This is a genomic window from Streptomyces sp. NPDC101181, assembly GCF_044767975.1.
GTDB lineage: Bacteria > Actinomycetota > Actinomycetes > Streptomycetales > Streptomycetaceae > Streptomyces.
The window spans coordinates 261,544-278,460 of sequence record NZ_JBIWOX010000004.1 but is presented as its reverse complement, the minus strand read 5'-3'; the positions used below and the strand labels follow the sequence as shown (position 1 = coordinate 278,460).

Annotated in this window: 14 protein-coding genes and 2 tRNA genes; 14 read left to right on the top strand and 2 right to left on the bottom strand. The window is 71.7% G+C overall.

Features of this window, described 5'->3' with window-relative positions; all coding sequences use genetic code 11:
• The first annotated feature begins 9 nt into the window (after positions 1-9).
• The 13 genes from nadD to ACIRRU_RS09610 all read left to right on the top strand — a co-directional run bounded on the left by nadD (position 10) and on the right by ACIRRU_RS09610 (position 14,609).
• A complete protein-coding gene (gene nadD, locus ACIRRU_RS09670) occupies positions 10-627 on the top strand; it encodes a nicotinate-nucleotide adenylyltransferase (protein ID WP_403678280.1) in 618 nt (205 codons plus the stop codon).
• 19 nt (positions 628-646) lie between these two features.
• Positions 647-2,530 carry an LCP family protein gene (locus tag ACIRRU_RS09665; protein WP_403678278.1) on the top strand — a complete coding sequence of 628 codons (1,884 nt, stop codon included), beginning with the start codon at positions 647-649 and terminating at the stop codon, positions 2,528-2,530.
• Between the two features lie 150 nt (positions 2,531-2,680).
• Positions 2,681-3,112 (top strand): ribosome silencing factor, encoded by a 432-nt coding sequence (rsfS, locus tag ACIRRU_RS09660; RefSeq protein WP_010062919.1) that lies wholly within the window; start codon positions 2,681-2,683, stop codon positions 3,110-3,112.
• Positions 3,109-3,762 carry a histidine phosphatase family protein gene (locus tag ACIRRU_RS09655; RefSeq protein ID WP_403678383.1) on the top strand — a complete coding sequence of 218 codons (654 nt, stop codon included), beginning with the start codon at positions 3,109-3,111 and terminating at the stop codon, positions 3,760-3,762. The genes rsfS and ACIRRU_RS09655 overlap by 4 nt, the downstream gene beginning before the upstream one ends.
• A 227-nt stretch (positions 3,763-3,989) precedes the next feature.
• A tRNA-Ala gene (locus tag ACIRRU_RS09650) sits at positions 3,990-4,062 on the top strand.
• Positions 4,063-4,194: 132 nt separating this feature from the next.
• On the top strand, positions 4,195-4,383 hold the full coding sequence (locus tag ACIRRU_RS09645) for a hypothetical protein (protein WP_363199492.1): 189 nt from the start codon (positions 4,195-4,197) through the stop codon (positions 4,381-4,383).
• A gap of 3 nt (positions 4,384-4,386) precedes the next feature.
• Positions 4,387-4,620, top strand: a complete 234-nt coding sequence (locus ACIRRU_RS09640; RefSeq protein ID WP_096623355.1) for a hypothetical protein — start codon at positions 4,387-4,389, stop codon at positions 4,618-4,620.
• 131 nt (positions 4,621-4,751) lie between these two features.
• Positions 4,752-4,824, top strand: a tRNA-Ala gene (locus ACIRRU_RS09635).
• A 414-nt stretch (positions 4,825-5,238) separates the two neighbouring features.
• Positions 5,239-8,106 carry a leucine--tRNA ligase gene (gene leuS, locus ACIRRU_RS09630; RefSeq protein WP_403678276.1) on the top strand — a complete coding sequence of 956 codons (2,868 nt, stop codon included), beginning with the start codon at positions 5,239-5,241 and terminating at the stop codon, positions 8,104-8,106.
• Between the two features lie 144 nt (positions 8,107-8,250).
• Positions 8,251-9,021, top strand: a complete 771-nt coding sequence (locus ACIRRU_RS09625; RefSeq protein WP_403678274.1) for a hypothetical protein — start codon at positions 8,251-8,253, stop codon at positions 9,019-9,021.
• Positions 9,022-9,488: 467 nt separating this feature from the next.
• Complete coding sequence (locus ACIRRU_RS09620; protein WP_403678272.1) at positions 9,489-10,334, top strand: DegV family protein; 846 nt, start codon at positions 9,489-9,491, stop codon at positions 10,332-10,334.
• A gap of 532 nt (positions 10,335-10,866) precedes the next feature.
• Positions 10,867-11,784 (top strand): helix-hairpin-helix domain-containing protein, encoded by a 918-nt coding sequence (locus ACIRRU_RS09615; RefSeq protein ID WP_403678270.1) that lies wholly within the window; start codon positions 10,867-10,869, stop codon positions 11,782-11,784.
• Between the two features lie 131 nt (positions 11,785-11,915).
• Positions 11,916-14,609 carry a ComEC/Rec2 family competence protein gene (locus ACIRRU_RS09610; RefSeq protein WP_403678268.1) on the top strand — a complete coding sequence of 898 codons (2,694 nt, stop codon included), beginning with the start codon at positions 11,916-11,918 and terminating at the stop codon, positions 14,607-14,609.
• Positions 14,610-14,754: 145 nt separating this feature from the next.
• Here the strand turns inward: ACIRRU_RS09610 and ACIRRU_RS09605 are convergent, their stop codons facing one another.
• Positions 14,755-15,000, bottom strand: a complete 246-nt coding sequence (locus tag ACIRRU_RS09605) for a hypothetical protein (protein ID WP_403678267.1) — start codon at positions 14,998-15,000, stop codon at positions 14,755-14,757.
• A 105-nt stretch (positions 15,001-15,105) separates the two neighbouring features.
• Between ACIRRU_RS09605 and holA the strand changes: the two genes are divergently transcribed.
• On the top strand, positions 15,106-16,092 hold the full coding sequence (gene holA, locus ACIRRU_RS09600; RefSeq protein ID WP_403678265.1) for a DNA polymerase III subunit delta: 987 nt from the start codon (positions 15,106-15,108) through the stop codon (positions 16,090-16,092).
• Positions 16,093-16,621: 529 nt separating this feature from the next.
• On the opposite strand, the gene rpsT is transcribed toward holA, so the two are convergent.
• On the bottom strand, positions 16,622-16,888 hold the full coding sequence (gene rpsT, locus ACIRRU_RS09595; RefSeq protein ID WP_363199484.1) for a 30S ribosomal protein S20: 267 nt from the start codon (positions 16,886-16,888) through the stop codon (positions 16,622-16,624).
• Between the last annotated feature and the right edge of the window lie 29 nt (positions 16,889-16,917).

Below are 16,917 nucleotides of genomic sequence, written 5' to 3'. Positions count from 1 at the left end.
TCTGCACGCATGGGAGAGCAGGAAGTGTCTACCGGCCCCGGCAAGCGCCGACTCGGCGTCATGGGCGGGACATTCGACCCGGTCCACCACGGACATTTGGTGGCGGCCAGTGAAGTGGCCGCCCAGTTCCACCTGGACGAGGTCGTCTTCGTCCCGACCGGGCAGCCGTGGCAGAAGAGCCACAAGAACGTCTCCCCGGCCGAGGACCGCTATCTGATGACGGTCATCGCCACCGCGTCCAATCCGCAGTTCTCCGTCAGCCGCAGTGACATCGACCGTGGCGGACCGACGTACACCATCGATACGCTGCGGGATTTGCGCGAGGCCCACGGCGACGCGGACCTCTTCTTCATCACCGGCGCCGACGCGCTGTCCCAGATCCTCACCTGGCGCGACGCGGAGGAGCTGTTCTCGCTCTCCCACTTCATCGGTGTGACCCGCCCGGGTCACGTACTCACGGACGACGGGCTGCCCGAGGGCGGTGTATCTCTCGTGGAGGTCCCCGCGCTGGCGATCTCGTCCACGGACTGCCGTGAGAGAGTCGCGCAGGGGGAACCGGTCTGGTACCTGGTGCCGGACGGCGTGGTCCGCTACATCGACAAGCGCCAGCTGTACCGCGGCGAATGAGCCACGGAGAGGGGCACCGGTGAACGACCGACACAACCCGTACGACCCGTACTACCAAGAGCCGCGGATCATCGGCTACGACGCGTACGGGCAGCCGGTGTACGAGCAGCAGGGCCAGCAGTCCTACGACCACCAGCAGTCGTACGACCAGCAGGGCCGACCGTACGACCAGCAGGGTCAGCCCTACGGCCGGCAGAGCCAGCAGTACGACGCCTACGCCCCCCAGCAGGACCAGGGACAGGGGCAGGACGGCCAAGGGCAGGGGCACGGCGGTCAGGGCCAGGGGCACCGGATTCCGGACGCGGGGTACGGCTACGACGCGTACGGCAATCCCCAGCAGCAGTCCCCGTCCCCGTACGACTCCTACCCGGGTCAGCACCCCGGGCAGGGCGGGCAGGGCCAGGGCGGGGACCAGGGGTACGGGTACGGCTCGTACACCGACTACGGCTACGCCACCGGGCAGCAGCCCGCCGCGGTCGACACCGGGCAGCACTGGGGCATCCCGCAGCAGGGCACCGCCCCCGCGCCGGAACAGGCCCCCGAGCACGCCCCGCAGCAGTCTCCTGCCGGGCCGCGGCAGCCGCAGGATCACGCGGCAGCCGAACCGGAGGGCGACGCAGCTGTTCCGGGCCGGCGCGAGGCCGCCCCCGACTACCGCACCGAGCAGTTCTCGTTCATCGAGGAGCCCGACGAGGACTCCGAAGACGTCATCGACTGGCTGAAGTTCACCGAGAGCCGCAGCGAGCGGCGTGAGGAAGCGCGCCGCAAGGGCCGCAACCGCATGATCGCCCTCATAGTCGTGGCCGCCCTCGTGGTCGTCGGCGGGATCGGGTACCTCTGGGCCGCCGACATGATCCCCGGAGCCTCCGGTTCGGACGAGAAGAAGGCCGTCGCCGCCGGAGCCCAGCAGCGCGACATGATCGTGGTGCACCTGCACGACACCAAGAAGGGCGCCACCTCCACGGCGCTGCTGGTCGACAACACCACCATCAAGCAGGGCACCACCGTCCTGCTCCCCAACTCCCTCGCCGTCGCGGGTGACGACGGTACGACCACCACGCTCGGCAAGTCCGTCGACGACGACGGCAGGACCGGCACCCGCGAGGCGATCGACACCCTCCTCGGCACCCGGATCACCGGCACCTGGCGGCTGGACACCCCCTACCTGGAGAACCTCGTCGAACTCGTCGGCAACATCGAGGTCGACACCGACACCGACGTGCCGGATGCCAAGAAGGGGGCCTCCCCGCTGGTGAACAAGGGCGACGGGCAGACCCTCAGCGGCCCGATGGCCGTCGCGTACGCCACCTACCGGGCCCCGGGCGAACCCGAGGCCAAGCAGCTGACGCGGTTCGGCGAGGTCATGCGGGCCACGCTCCGCAAGATCTCCGAGGACCCCAAGGCGGCGACCGTCACCATCGAGACGCTGCTCCAGGTGCTCGACCCGTCCCTCCCGGAGAAGGACCTCGGGGCCTCGCTCGCCAAGCTCGCCTCCCGCGCCAAGGTCGGCGACTACAAGACGGCCGTCCTGCCGGTCCAGGACGACGGCACCCTCACCGAAACGGCCACCCGCAGCGTCGTCAAGGACATTCTCGGCGGCGCGGTCAAGGCCCCCGAAGCGGGAGCACCCCTGCGGGTCGCCGTCCGCAACGCCACCGGGAACGACAAGGCAGCCGAGGCGGCCAGGGTCCAGCTGGTCAATGGCGGCTACGCCTTCGTGGACAGCGGAAAGGCCGGTGCCGAGTCCTCGTCCGTCGTGCTCTACCGGTCCGCCGAGGACAAGGGGAAGGCGACCGAGGTGGCCAAGACCCTGGGGCTGTCCGGCGATGAGGTGAAGAAGGGCGAGCCCGCCGCCAACGCCGACGTGTCCGCGGTCCTCGGTGAGGACTACAAGATCCAGTAGCCGTCACCCGTCACCCGTCACCCGTCACCCGTCACTCGTCAGGCGACGGGTGACGGCGGTAGGCGGCAGGCCGGGAGAAACGCGGTGAGGCGCTGTCGGCGGTCCGTGAGACCCTAGAGGTTGCATCCGACCGCCGACGAAAGCCTGCATGTGACCGCCACGGACCGCTCCATCGAGCTCATCAACGCCGCCGCTCAGGCGGCCGCCGACCGGCTCGCGCACGACATCATCGCCTACGACGTCAGCGACGTGCTGTCGATCACCGACGCCTTCCTGCTGGCCTCGGCCCCCAACGACCGTCAGGTCAAGTCGATCGTCGACGAGATCGAGGAGCGGCTCCAGAAGGAGCTCGGCGCCAAGCCGGTGCGCCGTGAGGGCGACCGCGACGCCCGCTGGATCCTCCTCGACTACGTCGACATCGTCATCCACGTCCAGCACAGCGAGGAGCGCGTCTTCTACGCGCTGGAGCGCCTGTGGAAGGACTGCCCGGAGATCGCGCTGCCCGAGGACGCGATCAAGACCCGCGGCAAGGCCGAGGAGCACGCACAGCTCAACGGCGGCACGGAAGGCGACCAGAGCTGAACGGCGGCAGGGGCGGCAGGGGCCGCAGAATCGTCCTCTGGCGACACGGCCAGACGGCATGGAATCTGGAGCGCCGCTTCCAGGGCTCCACGGACATCGAGCTGACCGAGGCAGGCGTCGGGCAGGCCCGCCGGGCGGCCCGGCTGCTCGCCTCCTTGAAGCCGGACGCCATCGTGGCCTCCGACCTGCGGCGCGCGGCGGCCACGGCCGCCGAGCTGGCCGCCGTCAGCGGACTGAGCGTCGCTCACGACGCCGCGCTCCGGGAGACGTACGCGGGTGAGTGGCAGGGGCTGACGCACCAGGAGATCGTCGAGCGCTACGGCGAGCAGTACGCCGCGTGGAAACGCGGTGAGCCCGTGCGCCGGGGCGGCGGCGAGCTGGAGACCGAGGTCGCCGACCGGGCCGCCCCGGTCGTCCTGGCGCACGCCGAGAAGCTGCCCGCCAACGGCACCCTCGTCGTGGTCAGCCACGGCGGCACGATCAGGACGACGATCGGTCGGCTGCTGGGGCTGGAGGCGCATCACTGGGAAGGGCTCGGCGGGCTGTCCAACTGCTGCTGGTCCGTCCTCGGCGAGGGCGCGCGTGGCTGGCGGCTGTTGGAACACAACGCGGGCACCCTGCCCGAACCGGTGCTCGGCGACGACGACTAGGACGGGTCCTCAGACGATTAGGACGGGTCCTCAGGCGAGGTCCCAGGGTTGTCCCGAGGGGAAGCACCAGGGCTGTCCTCCCGTGAGGGCGGCGGGTCGGGCGGCGGGCCGGACGCTGTTTCCGGCTCCGCTGGGGCGGGCCCGGCCGGATTTCACTTTCCGGCAGGTCGCAGGCTAGAGTTCTTCTTGTTCGCAGCGCGGAAACGCGAGGAAACACAGCGGACAGCGGGGCTATAGCTCAGTTGGTAGAGCGCCTGCATGGCATGCAGGAGGTCAGGAGTTCAATTCTCCTTAGCTCCACAATCACGATCCCGTCCCCACCAGGGGGCGGGATCTTCTGTATGGGGGGTCGCGAGCGGGCTGACCCTCTTGCGAGGTCATGGCAGAATCGGAACGCCGAAGGGGGCGACGGACCGATCGGGAGGGAGCGCGATGCCTGCGACTCGCGCACGCGTCCCCGACCTGCCGCTTGTCGCTGTTCCGCACTCCGGCTCTCCAACGTCCGAAGATCGATCCCGGCTCGGCTGTCCGTCCTGCGGTTCGTCCCATGTCGCCCAGGTCCTGGGTGACAACGGAGGGGTCTCCTACGTGTGCACGGCCTGCGGCCACAGCTGGAGCTGACTGATGGGTGCACACAGGCGTAAGTGCGACTGGTGCGACAGCGGTACGCCCATTGTCAGGGACATGGACCCGGTCAACGCGGAGTACCAGTACTGGTGCGAGGAGTGCGCACGGGCGTTGATCATAAAAGGCGACCCCATCGAGACCTACCGGGAGCTGGAGGGGGAGCCGATCTACGGGCGGCTCCTGGAGGAGCACTGCACCCTCAAGCGTTTCTACTCGTTCGCGACCGCCTGACCTGCGATGGAAGGTTCCCTATCCGTGATGAATCGGGCATAAGGTGGCCAACCGGATGCGATGTGGTGAAGCACCGGGGGGACCGTGTAATGTTCTCGATGTCGCCGGGGAAACCGGGCGGCGAACGGCAAGGGGCTATAGCTCAGTTGGTAGAGCGCCTGCATGGCATGCAGGAGGTCAGGAGTTCAATTCTCCTTAGCTCCACAGTGAAGAGGCGGCCACCCGATGCGGGTGGCCGCCTCTTTTGTCCGTTGGTGTGGCCGAGGTGGGGACAGCGACGGCAGTCGTCCCGGGGGGCTGCGCCGAACGCCCGCAGCAAGGCCTCTGGCCGCACGTCGCGTATCCTCGGGGACGCCATGATTTCTGCTACGGAGAGCGACCGCTGACCGGGAGGGACGTCGACCCACCCGCGCTGTCCGGCCATCGGTCGCTCTCCGGTCCCCTCCGGACGTGTGCGGTACCCTGACGCCATGCGTGCCGTACGCCTTCTGCTTAGCGAGCCGCGCTGAAGAGTCCCGACCGGTGAGAACGCCTGGTCGGAGTCAGCGCGGCGTCCCCTCCTGTGCGAGGGGATTTTTCGTTTCCCGGCAGATGACGATCGATGGAGCTTTGAGGATCATGAGCGAGACGAATTCCGCCGCCGAGACGGCCGCGCCGCACCGCTACACGGCGGCGATGGCCGCCGACATCGAGGCACGCTGGCAGGACTTCTGGGACGCCGAGGGGACGTACGAGGCGCCGAACCCCACCGGCGACCTGGCGGGCAACCCGGAGCTGGCCGCTCGGCCGAAGAAGTTCGTCATGGACATGTTCCCGTACCCCTCGGGCGCGGGACTGCACGTCGGACACCCGCTGGGCTACATCGCCACCGACGTCTACGCCCGTCACCAGCGGATGACCGGCCACAACGTGCTGCACACCCTGGGATTCGACGCGTTCGGCCTGCCCGCCGAGCAGTACGCCGTCCAGACCGGCACGCACCCCCGGGTCTCCACCGAGGCCAACATGGAGAACATGAGGGTCCAGCTGCGTCGGCTGGGGCTGGGACACGACAACCGCCGCTCCTTCGCGACGATCGATTCCGAGTACTACAAGTGGACGCAGTGGATCTTCCTGAAGATCTTCAACTCCTGGTACGACACCGAGGCCGACCGGGCCCGCCCGATCGACGAACTGGTCGAGCAGTTCGAGAACGGCACGCGCGCCACCCCCGACGGCCGTGAGTGGAGCGCTCTGAGCGCCGCCGACCGCGCCGAACTGCTGGGCGAGTACCGCCTGGCGTACGCCTCCGACGCGCCCGTCAACTGGGCGCCCGGTCTGGGCACCGTGCTGGCCAACGAGGAGGTCACCGCGGACGGCCGCTCCGAGCGCGGCAACTTCCCCGTCTTCAAGGCCAAGCTGCGCCAGTGGAACATGCGCATCACCGCCTACGCCGACCGGCTGCTGAACGACCTGGACGGGCTGGACTGGCCCGAGGCGATCAAGCTCCAGCAGCGCAACTGGATCGGCCGCTCCGAGGGCGCCCGGGTCGAGTTCCCCGTCGACACCGCCGGGGGCATCACCGTCTTCACGACCCGTCAGGACACCCTGTTCGGCGCCACGTACATGGTGCTGGCCCCCGAGCACGACATGGTCGAGCGGATCATCCCGGCCACCTGGCCCGAGGGAACCCACCCGGTGTGGACCGGGGGGCACGCGAGCCCCGCCGAGGCCGTCAACGCGTACCGCAAGCAGGCCGCCGCCAAGTCCGACGTCGAGCGGCAGGCCGAGGCGAAGGACAAGACCGGTGTCTTCACCGGCGCGTACGCCACCAACCCGGTCAGCGGCGAGCGGGTCCCCGTCTTCATCGCGGACTACGTCCTGATGGGCTACGGCACCGGCGCGATCATGGCCGTACCGGCGCACGACACCCGCGACTTCGCCTTCGCGCGCGCCTTCGAGCTGCCCATGCGCTGTGTCGTCCAGCCCTCCGACGACCGCGGCACCGACCCCGCCACGTGGGACGACGCCTTCAGCTCGTACGACGCGGAGCTGGTCAACTCCGCCAACGACGAGATCTCGCTGGACGGTCTGGGCGTGGTCGAGGCCAAGGCGAGGATCACCGAGTGGCTGAAGGAGCGTGGCGCCGGCGAGGGCACCGTCAACTTCCGGCTGCGTGACTGGCTGTTCAGCCGCCAGCGGTACTGGGGCGAGCCCTTCCCGATCGTCTACGACGAGGACGGCATCGCCCACCCGCTGCCGGAGTCGATGCTGCCGCTGGAGCTGCCGGAGGTCGAGGACTACTCGCCCCGCACCTTCGACCCGGAGGACGCCTCGGCCCAGCCCGAGACCCCGCTGTCGCGCAACGCGGACTGGGTCAACGTCACGCTGGACCTGGGTGACGGACCGAAGCGGTACCGCCGCGAGACCAACACCATGCCCAACTGGGCCGGTTCCTGCTGGTACGAGCTGCGCTACCTGGACCCGACCAACGACCAGCAGCTGGTCGACCCGTCGATCGAGCGGTACTGGATGGGCCCGCGCGAGGGGCAGCCCACCGGCGGCGTCGACCTGTACGTCGGCGGCGCCGAGCACGCCGTGCTGCACCTGCTGTACGCGCGCTTCTGGTCCAAGGTCCTGCACGACCTGGGCCACATCTCGTCCGCCGAACCGTTCCACAAGCTGTACAACCAGGGCATGATCCAGGCCTTCGTCTACCGCGACAGCCGGGGCATCGCCGTCCCCGCGGCCGAGGTGGAGGAGCGCGACGGCGCCTTCTACCACGCGGGCGAGAAGGTCAGCCGCGTCCTGGGCAAGATGGGCAAGTCCCTGAAGAACGCGGTCACCCCGGACGAGATCTGCGCCGAGTACGGCGCGGACACGCTGCGCCTCTACGAGATGGCGATGGGCCCCCTGGACGTGTCCCGCCCCTGGGACACCCGGGCGGTCGTCGGCCAGTACCGGCTGCTCCAGCGGCTGTGGCGCAACGTGGTCGACGAGGAGACCGGCGAGGTCACCGTCGTCGGCACGGAGCCCGACGAGGACACCCTGCGGGCCCTGCACAAGGCCATCGACGGCGTCGGCCAGGACCTGGCCGCGATGCGATTCAACACCGCGATCGCCAAGATCACCGAGCTGAACAACCACCTGACCAAGGCGGGCGGCCCGCTGCCCCGCCCGGTCGCCGAGCGGCTGGTCCTGCTGATCGCCCCCCTGGCCCCGCACATCGCGGAGGAGCTGTGGCGGCGGCTGGGCCACACCGATTCGGTCGTCCACCAGGACTTCCCGGTGGCGGACCCGGCGTACGTCGTGGACGAGACCGTCACCTGCGTCGTCCAGATCAAGGGCAAGGTCCGGGCCCGCCTGGAGATCTCGCCGTCGATCACGGACGAGGAACTGGAGAAGCTGGCCCTGGCCGACGAGACGGTCGTGGCGGCGCTGGGCGGGGCGGGAATCCGCAAGGTGATCGTGCGCGCGCCGAAGCTGGTGAACATCGTCCCCGCGTGACGTCCCCGTCACCGCTGGGGGCCATCCCCTACGGGCAGGTTGGGGGTTCCGAAGGAACCCTCGGCCTGCCCGCTCCGTTTACGGTGGAGAGGGCGACCGGTACGTCCGGTACCGGCGGCCGCACCGAGACACCGAGGGGCATTCATGGAAGCCGCGATCACGATCCTGGCGCTGCTCCTGGTCGCGTTCTTCGCGCTGGGCGTCTACGCGACGGTCAAGGCCGTCGGCGCGGCCAAGCGGGGCGTGGACCGTACGATCACGCAGGCCCGTCGCACCGTGGAGGACACCACGCTCCGGGCCAAGAGCTTCGGACAGGTCGGTGTCGCGGGCGACCTCGCGCAGCTCCGCCTCTCCCTGCGCACCTCGATGCGGGCCACACAGGACGCCCTGCACGCGGGTGTCGCCGAGGACGCCTCCCTGGCCGAGTCGGTGGCGCTCTTCCGGCGGCTCAGCGCCCACGGGCTGGAGCTGGACGAGGAGCTGAGGCGGCTGGAGCGCGAGCCCGACCGTGCGACGGTCGCGGCCCTGCTGCCGAAGCTGAGGGAGCGCACCCAGCGGATCACGCACTCGGCGGAGTCCTTGCGCTGGGCGGCTCGGGACCGGGCGCGTCAGTTCGCCGACGACGACCTGGACGCGCTGAACGCCCAGATCGACGTCGAGGCCGGAGCGCTGCGGCACTGGACGGTGGAGGAGCCGTCGCCGGCCCCGGGCGCCCCGGCGTCCGCGTCTTCGGACCACCGTCCCGGGGCGGAGTGGCCGGAGCCTGCTCCCTCGGCCGGAGCCAGCAGCACGGCCGACGAGGCCTGGGCCGGACAGCCCGCCGAAGAGGCCCCGCAGGCGATCACCGGACCGGACCCACGGCAGCAGACGGCTTACCCGTGGCAGAAGACCACCCGGCCGGAAACGACGAACTGACCCCAGGGCACGGGGAGGGGCGCGGGGCCCGGGGCGGGAACGGGGGGGCTCCGGTCGGCAGTCAGGTGCGGTGGCACTGGGGCACGTTGGTGGTTCGACACCTGGGTGCGCGGCTTTCGGGGAGCTCGGTCTCTACGTTCAGGTGCCGTGCTCTTAGGCACGTTGGTGGTTTGACACGTAGGTGCGCAGGCTCTCGAGGAGCATGGTCTCGACGTTCAGGTGCCGTGGCCCTCAGGCACGTTGGTGTCCCGACGCTCCGGAGGGTCGTGTCGCCGGTGCCACGGACTCCGCTTGAGCGGTGCCGCGCTGCCCGCCTCGGGTGACGTCGGACCGCGAGGCTCCGCATGGCGGCGCGGTGGTTGGCCCGGCGCGCCCAGCTGACCGGATGCGTTCCGAAGCGACCAGGAATGATCGCTGGTCCGGGGCCGGGCTGCCGAGTCCCCACCACGCCAGGTAACCTCCGGCACATGTCCCGCCATGTCGCTGTCGTCACCGATTCAACGGCCTATCTGCCGCGCCCGGCGATGGAACGGCACGGCATCACCGCGGTGCCGCTGACCGTCGTCCTGGGCGATCAGGCCTTGGAGGAGGGCACGGAGATCTCGGCCCGTTCGCTGGCCCTGGCGTTGCAGAAACGCCACTCCGTGACGACGTCCCGACCGAGCCCCGAGGTCTTCGCCGCGGCCTACCGGGCGGCGGCCGTGGGCGGGGCGGACGCCGTGATCTCCCTGCACCTGTCGTCGGAGTTCTCGGGAACGTACGACGCGGCGCTGCTCGCGGCGCGGGACGCCCCCGTACCGGTGCGGGTGGTGGACACCGGCATGGTCGCCATGGCCCTGGGGTTCTGCGCCCTCGCGGCCGCGGAGGCGGCAGAGGCGGGGAGCGGCCTGGACGACGCGGTGGCGGCCGCGGAGAAACGGGCCGCCGGGACGTCCGCTTATTTCTATGTCGACACTCTGGACTATCTGCGCCGGGGCGGCCGGATCGGTACGGCACAGGCCTGGCTGGGCTCCGCCCTCGCGGTGAAGCCGATCCTGGAGCTGGACAGCGGTCGGATCGAGCTCCTGGAGAAGGTTCGGACGGCGTCCAAGGCGATCGCCCGCCTGGAGGAGATCGCGGCCGACCGGGCGGGGAAGGCGGCCGTGGACGTCGCCGTCCACCACCTCGCGGCCCCGGAGCGCGCGGACCGGCTGGCGGAGCGGCTGCGTGAACGTGTCCCCGGCCTGGCCGACCTGCACGTCAGTGAGGTCGGCGCGGTGATCGGTGCGCACACCGGGCCGGGGCTGCTGGGCGCGGTGATCTCGGTTCGCTGACCTCGGCGGTTGGCTGATCCCGGTTGGGTGAGCTTGGTTGGGTGGGGTCGCGCGCCCTAATTCTCACTCGGGGGAGTGGCCGAGTTATCCACTACTGGCCGTTTGTCCCCAGGAATCGTGGCTGCTCAGCGGCTTCGGGAGGATGTGCCTAACGTCGTGAGGCATGACCCTTCCAACTCCTCGGGTGTCTGCACCCGATGCCGCGTCCGTCCAGCCGAACGACGAGCTGTTCCCCGCTCCCGATTCCGGCTCCGGCCCTGGCCCTGGCTTCAGCCCCGGCCCCGGTTCAAGCCCCGGCTCCGGCTTGGGCTTCAGCCTTGCCCCTGATTCCGGCCCCGGCCTCGGTCCTCCGGCCGACCGCCCGCCGGGGTGGCGGCGGCAGGGTTCCGGTACGCGTCCGAGCGGTCGCGCGGGAGTCCGGCCAGGCTCTCGATCTGCTGCCGCTCCCCGTGCCCGCCACAGTGCACGACGATCCGCGAGAGGGCGAGAGGCTCTTGCCGCGGCCGCCGCGCGGCACCGCGCGGATGCGCTGATGGCGGGCGCGCCTCCCTCCGTCGGTGAAGGCGACTCCGGTTCTGCTTACCTCGCCGAACGGCAGACCACGGACCCGGTCAGCACCCCTGCCGAGGAGGAGAACAGGTCCGTGGCCGGGGACGCGGTTGCCGGAGATCGGCCGCTCGAACCACCGTACGGACGGCGGCGCCGTCTGGTGTCGGCTGTTCGGGACCGGCTGCCGTTGTGGGTGCGGCTCCGCTGCGGAATTGCTCCGCGGACGTCGGTGGTGCTGGGCATGGTGCTGCTCGCCGCCGTGGTCTTCGCCGCGTTCCACTTCTGGTCCGTGCGTCCCGAGGCGGTGCGTGCGCCGGAGCCCGTCGTCGCTGAAGGGAGCACGGCGGACCCCGCGTTGCCGCAGGAGTCGTTACGGCCGGACAGCCCCGATCCGGTCCCCCGCCCGATCGGCGGTGCTCCACAGGCAGGCGGGGCCGCGGCCGGGGAGGTCGTGGTCGATGTCAGCGGCAAGGTGCGCCGGCCGGGCGTTCGGCGACTCCCGGCGGGTTCCCGGGTGGCGGACGCGCTCCGAGCGGCCGGGGGTGTGCGGGACGGCACCGATGTGACCGGACTCAACCGGGCGCGGGTCCTCGTGGACGGCGAGCAGGTCGTGGTGGGTCTACCGGCCGGTGCCTCCGCGCCCGGGGCGACCGGTGGCGCCGGCGGACCGCTCGGAGCGGCGGGCCCACCGGGTCAGCCCGGCCCCGGGGCACCGCTGAGCCTCAATACGGCGACCGCGGAGCAGCTCGAAACCCTGCCGGGCGTCGGGCCGGTGCTGGCCCAGCGCATGATCGACCACCGCACGGAGAGCGGCGGCTTCCGGTCCGTCGACGAGCTCCGGGAAGTCAACGGCATCGGTGACCGACGCTTCGCCGACCTCCAGCCGCTGGTACGGCCATGAGCGGCCGGTGGAGCCGAACCGGGGCCCTCGATGCGAGGCGGGGGCCGGAGGTGGATCCGGCCCCTGGGTCGGGGCTGGGGCTGGGGCCCAGGTTGGGGCCGGGGCCCGGGCCGGTATCGGGGGCGGAGCCGATGTCCGGGGTGGTGCCGAAGCCGAAGCCGAAGCCGAAGCCGAAGCCGAAGCCGACACCGGAGCCGGCGCCGGAGGCCGTCCGGGCGGAAGGGCCCTTGGATCTGCGGCTCGTCCCGCCCGCCGTGGCGACCTGGGCCGCTGCGGCGTGGGCTCTGGGGTTGCCGGGGCGTTGGGTGGTCGTGGTGGTCCTCGCCTGTTCCGTACCAGCGTTTGCGCTGCTGGCGGTGGCCTGCCGTACGCCGTGGGCCTCGGGTGGTTCTCGGCCCGGTGACGGCACGCCGCCCCCCGGTGACCCGCAGGAGCCCGCTGATCCCCGGGCCGCCGATCCTCGGGCTCCCGGCCGCGCTCGGGCTCCCGGCCCTGCTGGGGCCTCCGGCCGTGCGCGGGCCGCCGGTGCTTTCCGGGCGGAGTGGTCTGCCGGACGGCCCCGGGCGGTGGTCGCTGTAGGAGCCGTGCTGCTCTGCGCGGCGGCGGGCGCGGCTGTGGCGGGACTCCATGGGGCCGACGTACGACGCGGTCCCGTTCCGGGGCTGGCGCGGGAGGGCGCCCGGGTAGACGCCGAAGTGCGGGTCAGCTCGGACCCCCGGGCGACCCGTCCGGCGGTGCGGGGCAGCCACAGCACCCCGGCCCTCCTCCTGATCGACGCCGACGTCATCGAGGTGGTGACGCCCGACGGCCGGAGCACGCGGGTCCGTACGCCGGTACGGCTGATGGTCGCGGCGGGCGAGCACCGCGCTGACTGGCAGCGGTTGTTGCCGTCCACCCGGGTCCGGATCAGCGGCCGTCTCTCGCCACCGGCGTACGAGGGACAGCGTCTCGCCGCCGTGCTGAAGGTGGACGACGTGGGGGCACCACGGATCACCGGGCTGCCCACGTGGATCCAGCAACTGGCCGGGGAGCTGCGTGCCGGACTGCGGGAGGCGACGGACGGGCTCGACGAGGACGCGCGGTCCTTGCTGCCGGGGCTGGTCGTCGGCGATACGTCGAGGGTGTCGCCCGAGCTGCACGACGCCTTCAAGGCGACCGATCTGACGCACCTGTTAGCTGTTTCCGGGGCCAACCTGTCCATCCTCCTCTTCCTCCTCATCGGGCCGCCGGGGGCGGCGCTGAGCAGCGAACGGCGAGGTCTGGCGCCCCGGTTGGGCATCACGTTGCGGGGGACCGCGATGATCGGCGGCGTCCTGACGCTCCTGTTCGTCGTGGTGTGCCGCCCGGAACCGAGCGTCCTGCGGGCGGCCGCCTGCGGCCTCATCACGCTGCTCGCCATCGGGACCGGCCGGCGGCGGTCCCTGATCCCGGCCCTGGCGGCGGCGGTGGTCCTTCTGGTGCTGTACGACCCCTGGCTGGCCCGGAGTTACGGGTTCCTGCTGTCGGTGCTGGCGACCGGCGCGCTGCTGACACTGGCGCCCCGGTGGAGCGCCGCTCTACAGGCGCGGCGGGTGCCGGGCAGGCTCGCCGAGGTGCTGGCCGCCGCCCTGGCCGCGCAGGCCGTGTGTGCGCCCGTGGTGGTGGTGCTGGCCTCACGGGTCAGCCTGGTGGCCGTTCCGTGCAACTTGCTGGCGGAGTTCGCGGTGGCGCCCGCGACGGTGCTCGGTTTCGCGGCCCTCGCGGTCGCCCCGGTCGCCATGCCGGTGGCCGAACTGCTCGCCGAGGTCGCGGGCTGGCCGGTCGGGTGGATCGCCACGGTCGCCCGGACGGGCGCGGATCTGCCCGGGGCCGAGGCTGCCTGGCCCGGCGGCTGGTGGGGGGCGGGGCTGCTGGCCGGTCTCACGCTGCTGGTGGTGCTCCTGCTTCCTCGGCTGGCGCGAAGCCCCTGGATCTGCGGGGTGGTCGCCCTGCTCCTCGTCCTGGTGGTGCTGCGGCCGGTCCCGCTGACCAGGATCGTGACCGGGTGGCCGCCGCCGGACTGGGCGTTCGCGCTCTGCGATGTCGGCCAGGGCGATGCGATGGTGCTCGCGGCGGGTGAGGACACCGGGGTGGTGGTCGACGCCGGACCCGACCCGCGTGCGGTCGACCGCTGCCTGCGCGATCTCGGGGTCACCCGGGTGCCGCTCGTGGTCCTCACCCACTTTCACGCCGACCACGTGCGGGGGCTGCCCGGTGTGCTCCGGGGCCGGGCGGTCGGGACGATCCAGACGACGAGCCTCGAAGAGCCGCCCGAGCAGGCCGCGTTCGTCCGCCGGACGGCCGCGGCGGCGCGGGTCGCGACGGTGCGCGCCGCACCGGGGGAGCGCCGCCGGACGGGTCCGCTCGCATGGCGGGTGCTGTGGCCGCGCGACGGCCCCGGGGGAGCGGGGCGCGGGGGTGCGGGGACAGCGGCCGTGCGGGAGCCGAACGACTCCAGCGTCACCCTGTACGTGCGGACGGCTGAAGGGTTGACGCTGTTGCTGCTGGGAGACCTCGAACCGCCCGCGCAGCGGGAGTTGCTGCGCGACGCGGTGATGCCGGGGCGGGTGGACGTCGTCAAGGTGGCCCATCACGGTTCGGCGTTCCAGGACACGGGGCTGTTGCACAGCACGCGGCCGAGACTGGCGCTGATCTCCTGCGGGGCTGACAACCCCTATGGTCATCCCTCGCCGCGCACGGTCGACGCGCTCCGGGGCGCCGGGGCCAGGGTCCTGCGCACGGACACCGACGGGGCGATCGCGGTGACCGGCGCGGGAAGGGGACTGGAGGCGGTGGGGCGTTCATGACAGAGATCCGGGGGCGGGCCGGGGGCGGCCCGGCAGCGGGAAGCCGACCCGTCCGGGAAGCCACGGCCCGCTCGTGGGGCGAGCGGAGCGCCGTCGCGGCTCCGACCGGTGGCCGGGCCGGTGCGTCACCGTCGCCGTCAACGCCCTACGGGGCCTCCAGCCACCCCTCGTACTCCGCGGCGAACGCGTCGAGCGCGGCCGGGTCCAGGCGTCCGGCCGGGTCCTCGATGACCACCAGCCACTGGGCGTCCTCGGCGTCGTCCTCGCCGGCCAGTGCGTCTCGGACGAGCTGGGGTTCCTCGGCGACCCCGAAGCGGTCGGCCAGCTCGGCGGCCACCTCCTCCGCGGTGTCGCGGTCGGGCAGCACCAGTACATGTCTTACGTCGCTCACCCGCCCATTCTCGGGCACGGCCCTCCGGGCGACGGGCGGCGGGGCGCCCTCCGGCAGGCCACGGGGCATCCCGGTTGTCAGTAGGGCATGGGATGCTGGATCGCGATGGCCACCAGGAAGAATTCCACCGACGATCCGCTCGCCCCCGTCACCCTCGCCGTGGGCCAGGAGGACCTTCTCCTGGACCGTGCCGTGCAGCAGGTGGTGGCGGCCGCGCGCGCCGCCGACGCCGACACGGACGTCCGGGATCTGGCGTCCGACCAGTTGCAGCCCGGCACGCTCGCCGAGCTCACCAGCCCCTCGCTCTTCGCCGAGCGCAAGGTCGTGATCGTGCGCAACGCGCAGGACCTTGCCGCGGACACCGTCAAGGACGTCAAGGCATATCTCGCCGAGCCGGTCGAGGAGATCACCCTCGTCCTGCTGCACGCGGGCGGCGCCAAGGGCAAGGGGCTGCTGGACGCGGCGCGCAAGGCCGGGGCGCGGGAGGTCGCCTGCCCCAAGACCACCAAGCCCGCCGAGCGGCTCTCCTTCGTACGGTCGGAGTTCCGGACGCACGGGCGGTCCGCGACGCCGGAGGCCTGCCAGGCCTTGGTCGACTCGATCGGCAGCGACCTGCGCGAACTGGCCAGCGCGGTGTCCCAGCTCATTGCGGACATCGAGGGCACGATCGACGAGGCGGTCGTCGGGCGCTACTACACGGGGCGGGCCGAGGCGTCGTCCTTCACCGTCGCCGACCGGGCGGTCGAGGGCCGGGCGGCGGAGGCGCTGGAGGCGCTGCGGTGGTCGTTGTCCACCGGGGTCGCGCCCGTCCTGATCACCAGCGCGCTGGCGCAGGGCGTGCGGGCGATCGGCAAGCTGTCCTCCGCGCGGGGCGGGCGGCCCGCCGATCTGGCCCGGGAGCTGGGGATGCCGCCGTGGAAGATCGACCGGGTACGGCAGCAGATGCGCGGGTGGACGCCGGACGGAGTCGCGGTGGCCCTGCGGGCTGTGGCGGCCGCGGACGCGGGGGTGAAGGGCGGGGGAGACGACCCCGAGTACGCCCTGGAGAAGGCCGTGGTCGTCATCGCTCGCGCCGCGCGGGCGGGTCGGTAGACCTCCCGGCCGACGGGGTGCGCGATCCGCGGAGGGGGTCGCCGCGGTCTGCGGTGCCCTGGGGTGCCCGGTCCCGTCCCGGACGACGCCGCACAGGTCGGCAGAGCGCCGGACGGGCTGGACAGGGCGGGCCGGACAGGGCGGACTGCACAGACGGACGTCCCGGCTCCCGGCGCCTCCCTATGCATCCCGGCGCCTCCCGATGCATCTCGACGCGTCCCGACGCACCCTGGTGATACGGACGTCCCGGCTCCCGGCGCCTCCCGCGCCTCCCGGCGGAAACGGACGCCCCGGCGGCTCCCGACTGTCCCTACGTATCCGGGCACACCCGAGGTAGCCGGGTACATACGGAAGCCCCGGTTCTCGACCTGGGGAGTCGAGGAACCGGGGCTTGCGTATCAAGCTTCAGTGCGCCGCACCCGCGTGGCGAACGCAGGTTCGGTGTGCGGCGCGGGGTGCCGGTCAGGGGCGGGAGAGAGGGCCCGCTGGTCCGTCCCGGCGATCACATCAGTGAGCTTCGGGAAGAAGCTCAGGCCTGGAGAGCGGCAACCTTGGACGCCAGCGCCGACTTCTTGTTGGCGGCGGCGTTCTTGTGGATGACACCCTTCGAGACAGCCTTGTCGAGCTGACGGGAAGCGTCGCGGGCGGCCGTGGTGGCCTTCTCGACGTCACCGGCAACGGCGGCCTCGCGGGCCTTGCGGATCGCGGTCTTGAGCGACGACTTGACGGCCTTGTTGCGCAGGCGCGCCTTCTCGTTGGTCTTGTTCCGCTTGATCTGGGACTTGATGTTCGCCACGAAAAGAGCCTTTTCAGGTTCGTTGGATC

Coding starts and splice junctions, on each gene's coding strand:
- nadD (WP_403678280.1), top strand. CDS start 10: ATGGGAGAGCAGGAAGTGTCTACCGGCCCCGGCAAGCGCCGACTCGGC.
- ACIRRU_RS09645 (WP_363199492.1), top strand. CDS start 4,195: ATGCCTGCGACTCGCGCACGCGTCCCCGACCTGCCGCTTGTCGCTGTT.
- ACIRRU_RS09640 (WP_096623355.1), top strand. CDS start 4,387: ATGGGTGCACACAGGCGTAAGTGCGACTGGTGCGACAGCGGTACGCCC.
- leuS (WP_403678276.1), top strand. CDS start 5,239: ATGAGCGAGACGAATTCCGCCGCCGAGACGGCCGCGCCGCACCGCTAC.
- ACIRRU_RS09625 (WP_403678274.1), top strand. CDS start 8,251: ATGGAAGCCGCGATCACGATCCTGGCGCTGCTCCTGGTCGCGTTCTTC.
- ACIRRU_RS09620 (WP_403678272.1), top strand. CDS start 9,489: ATGTCCCGCCATGTCGCTGTCGTCACCGATTCAACGGCCTATCTGCCG.
- ACIRRU_RS09615 (WP_403678270.1), top strand. CDS start 10,867: ATGGCGGGCGCGCCTCCCTCCGTCGGTGAAGGCGACTCCGGTTCTGCT.
- ACIRRU_RS09610 (WP_403678268.1), top strand. CDS start 11,916: ATGTCCGGGGTGGTGCCGAAGCCGAAGCCGAAGCCGAAGCCGAAGCCG.
- holA (WP_403678265.1), top strand. CDS start 15,106: ATGGCCACCAGGAAGAATTCCACCGACGATCCGCTCGCCCCCGTCACC.